Annotated in this window: 2 protein-coding genes; both read right to left on the reverse strand. The window is 71.5% G+C overall.

Annotated elements, in window-relative coordinates; genetic code table 11:
- Nucleotides 1–198: 198 nt before the first annotated feature.
- Nucleotides 199–570, reverse strand: a complete 372-nt coding sequence (locus EAO70_RS09655) for a DoxX family protein (protein WP_148002599.1) — start codon at nucleotides 568–570, stop codon at nucleotides 199–201.
- A gap of 181 nt (nucleotides 571–751) precedes the next feature.
- The gene (locus EAO70_RS09660; protein ID WP_148002600.1) at nucleotides 752–4,036 is read right to left on the reverse strand and encodes a LamG-like jellyroll fold domain-containing protein; all 3,285 of its coding nucleotides are present in this window, start codon (nucleotides 4,034–4,036) and stop codon (nucleotides 752–754) included.
- Nucleotides 4,037–4,348 lie beyond the last annotated feature (312 nt).

The raw sequence follows: 4,348 nt of genomic DNA on the forward strand, positions 1-4,348 counted from the left end.
GTTCACCGCACTCAACGAGGACCCCCGCCCTCTCGAACACATGGCTTTTGGTCGCGCCGCGCCCCCCGACTCCCGGCGAAAGTCCGTTCGTTCCGGGTACACCGACCCTTGCCCGGTCTGCCGCGGGGTCGGAGGCGCGCCTGGCCGAAACGCCGCTGCCGCGCTCGGCACCCCCGGTGCCGCGAAGTCCTTCGGGTGTCAGTCCCCGGCGCGGCCGACGCTGCGCGCCCACAGGATCAGGGGCAGCTGGAGCGGCAGCCGGCCGTAGGCGATGGCCCGCGCCTTCGGCGAGCGGTTCCGCCAGTCGTACGCCATCTTGACGTTCGCCGGGAAGACCCCGGCGAAGAACAGGGCCGTCGCGCGGGCGCTCGCCCTGCGGGTCGCGGGCAGCGCGAGGCCGGCCGCGAGCGCCAGCTCCGCCACCCCGCTGGCCTGGGTCCAGGTCCGCGGATCGCCCGGGAGGGACTCCGGGACGACGGCGTCGAACTGCTTCGGGGACGCGAAGTGGGCGACACCCGCGGCGGCGAGCAGACCGGCGAGCAGGAGGGCGGAGCGGGTGGACCGTGACATCGGAATCCTTCGGGGGCGAGGGTGCGGCCGACGGTGACGGACGTACCCTACCCGCCAGTAAGTACGGAGGGAACGCCCCCCACCGGGCACGTGGACGGCTCCGCCCGTACGCCCGGCCCGAAAGGCCGAGGACGTACGGGCGGAGCCGCTGATCAGCGCCGCACCCCGGCCGTCACGCCGGTCACGGCTTCTGCTGGGAGTGGAGCGCGGCCACCTCCTCCGACGTGAGTGCCTTGTCGAACGCGCGGACCTCGTCCACCGAGCCCTTCCAGAAGTCGACGTTCCCGCCGCCCCACCTCGCGCGGCCCACGGACAGCGGGCCGGTGCCGACGTCGGCGGGCCCGGGGGTGGCCGTCGCCGCGAGGGCGCCGTCCACGTACAGCCTGATCTCGTTCTTCGCGGTGTCGCGCACCCCGACCAGGTGGTACCAGCGGCCCGTCTCCGGCGTGGCGACGTACCGGGCGCGGATCCCGCCGGGTGTGCTGAAGGCGAAGGCGCCCTGGCCGTACTGGAGGTAGAAGGGATTCTCCTGGCGCCGGCCGTCCTGGCTGACGACGGTCGCGTAGTTGCCCGGCAGGGAGTCCAGGCTCGCCCAGGCCGACACCGAGTAGTCGCCGGTGGTGTCGATCACGGGACCCGCGGTCTCGGCGTACTGCCCCTGGCCGTCGAACTTCAGCGCGCTGCCGCGCACCCCCGGCGCCCAGCTGGTGCCCTCGGAGAGCTTCAGCTCCGCTGCGTTCGGGCCCGCGTCCCGGGCCGTCGTCCCGGTGCCCTCGTCGAGGGCCCAGGAGCCGCCGCCCGTCAGCCGGTCGCGCTCGCCCGCCGCCGCGCCGGCCGCGATGACCTTCCGGTTGATCTCGCGGACCCGCACCGGATCGACCTTGATCTCCCTGCGGTCGTACGTGTACAGGCCGTTCAGCTCGTTCTCCAGGTCGGAGATCTGGGTGTAGATCGAGCCGGAGAGCTCAGCGCCGGCGGCTTCGAGGTAGTACTTCTCCGTGTTCTCCACGTACGTGCGGGTGAGCGCCTCCTTGTCGGCGACACCGCTGTAGATCACGGTCGGCGCGCCGGGCCACATGTGCCCGGGGGCCCGCAGGGTGAAGCCGCCGTGCTCGCCGTCCATGGCCGCGCGCCGGGTGTCGGGGAAGGCCGGGTCGGTGTTGTTGTAGTCGTGGTGGTCGATGATGTCGCCCTTGCCCGAATCACCCTTCGAGTTGCAGCAGTTGACCCCGCTGTGGGCGTTGACGACGCGGGACGGGTCGGCAGCCTTCACGTCCTCGGCGATCCGTCCGGTCTCCTCGCGGTTCCACTCGCCCCAGCCCTCGTTGAAGACGATCCAGCCGATGACGGAGGGGGAGTTGTGGTGCTGGCGCATCATCTCGCGGCCCTGGTCGACGAAGGCCCGGTGCCCGGTGTCGTCGGTGAGGTCGCCCGAGACGAAGTCCTGCCAGACCAGCAGGCCGAGCCGGTCCGCGTGGTAGAACCAGCGCGGTGACTCCACCTTGATGTGCTTGCGCACGGCGTTGAAGCCGAGCCTCTTGTGCGCCTCCAGGTCGAACGCGAGGGCCTTGTCGCTCGGTTGGGTGTAGAGGCCGTCGGGCCAGAACCCCTGGTCGAGGGTGGCGAGGGAGTAGATGGGCTTGCCGTTGAGCACCAGTTTCTGGAAGCCGCCGACCTTCTCCACGGCGATCTTCCGCATGCCGAAGTAGCTCTCGACGGTGTCGGTCGACCGTCCCTGTACCAGTTTCACGTCGAGGTCGTAGAGGTACGGGTCGTCCGGGCTCCAGAGCCGCTGCTTCGCCACCGGCAGCCGGAGCCTGGCGTTGGCCGGCCCGCTGACCCGGCCGACGACCTTCCCGCGGGCGTCCCTGGCGACGGCCTCGACGCGCGCGCCGGAGGTGGCGTCGTCGGACGCGACGGTGACCGCGAGGCTGCTGGTGTCGATGTCGGGTGTGGTGACGACGTCGTCGATGGAGACCGGGGCGACCGGTTCCATCCAGACGGTCTGCCAGATCCCCGAGGACTGGGTGTAGAAGATGCCGCCGGGGTTGGTGGACTGCTTGCCGGTGGGCTGGTTCCGGCCGCCGGTGTCGGTGACCGCGACGACGACCTCCTGGGGGCCGGTGCCCTCGATCGCGTCGGTGACGTCGGCGCTGAACGCGTTGTACCCGCCGGTGTGTTCGGCGACCTGTTTGCCGTTGACCCACACCCGGGCCTGGTAGTCGACGGCCCCGAAGTTGAGCTTCAGACGGTTCTCCTTGCCGCCCTTGCCGTCCTTACCGATCTTCCAGTCCTTCGGCACGGTGACCAGCCGGCGGTAGAACATGTGATCCTCGTGCCGTTCGACGCCGGAGAGCTGCGACTCGACCGGGAACGGCACGACGATCCTCTCGTCGAGGTCCCTGCCGAAGACCGGCTGCTCGCCCGCGTCGGCGCCGGCGAACTGCCAGGGGCCGTTGAGGTTCTTCCACTTGCCGCGCACCTGCTGGGGGCGCGGGTACTCCGGGAGCGGGTTCTTCTCGTCCAGCCGGTCGCCCCACTCGGTGGTGAGCCGGTGCGTGGAGGAGTTCTTCGCCGAGCGGAGGATCTGGGGGACGGTCTCCCCGCCGTTCTTCAGGCCGCCCTTCCCGTCGTAGTCGACCCTGACCCGCTGGCCCTTCTGGATCGGCTCGGAGAGCGTCACGAGGACGGAGTTCCGGTCGCCCGGGGCGACCGCGACCGACCGGATCGGCATGGGCGTGGTGTCGGCCTCGACCGTGAGGTGCTCCTTCACGGCCGCGAGATCGGAGACCCTGCCCTCGAACCTCGCGCGCAGCCTGCGGCCGCTCTCGTCCACGGTCAGCTCGACCGGATAGACCGCGAAGTCGGCGGGCGGGGTGAAGGCCGACTCCGGTACGAGCTGCTTGGCCATCGTCGGCGTCGACCAGCGCAGGAACATGTTGGCGCCGCCGACGTCCTGGAACATCTCCAGTCGGAAGTCGTGCTTCTCGCCGGCCGTGAGCCGGATCGCGGCGCTGGTCTGCTCCCTGTCCCAGTCGGGGACCCAGTGGTCGATGACCGGCTCGCCGTCGACGAAGAGCCGGAAGCCGTTGTCGCCGATGCCGTAGAACGTGTAGTCGCCGGTGACGGGGGCCTCGATCCGGCCGGTCCAGCGGGCCGTGGTGTGCTCGGAGCGGCCGGTGAGGTTCTGGAAGGTGCCCGTCAGGCCGGAGAAGTCGACCTGCGGGTCCAGGGACGTACCGCCGAGCGTGGCGAAGTCCCGGGCGCCCGGGGCGGACATGCTGAAGTACTCGCCCTTCAGGCCGTGGACCTCGATGGCGGCTTTCTCGGCGGGGGAGACGCCGGCGCTCGTGCCGCGGGGCTGTTCGGCGGCCGCGGCGGCGGGGAGCAGGGCGCTGCCGGGCAGCACCAGGGCGGCGGCGGCCAGCAGGGCCCACATCCTGGTGCGAGAGTGTCGTGGTGTCATCGGGTGTCTTTCCTCGTGGCGGAGGGGAATCGGAGCCGCGTCGGGCGACGCGAGCATGCCGGCTGAACCGCCGTGCGGTGCCGTGCCGCGCTGTGGGGCGCGGGGTGCGTGGGTGGTGCGACCCGTGCGGACGGCGTGCGGCGGTGGCGCGGCCCGTAAGGGGGGAGGGCGTACGGCGGTGGTGCGGCCCGTACGGCGGGCGTACGGCGGTGGTGGCTGCCCGTACGGAGGTCGTACGGGGGTGGCGGCTGCCCGTACAGGGGACGTACGGCGGTGGTGCGGGGGCCGTACAACGGTCGTACGGCGGTCGTG

It is taken from the genome of Streptomyces sp. adm13(2018) (assembly GCF_008042145.1).
Classification (GTDB): Bacteria; Actinomycetota; Actinomycetes; order Streptomycetales; family Streptomycetaceae; genus Streptomyces.

Coding starts and splice junctions, on each gene's coding strand:
- EAO70_RS09655 (WP_148002599.1), bottom strand. CDS start 570: ATGTCACGGTCCACCCGCTCCGCCCTCCTGCTCGCCGGTCTGCTCGCC.
- EAO70_RS09660 (WP_148002600.1), bottom strand. CDS start 4,036: ATGACACCACGACACTCTCGCACCAGGATGTGGGCCCTGCTGGCCGCC.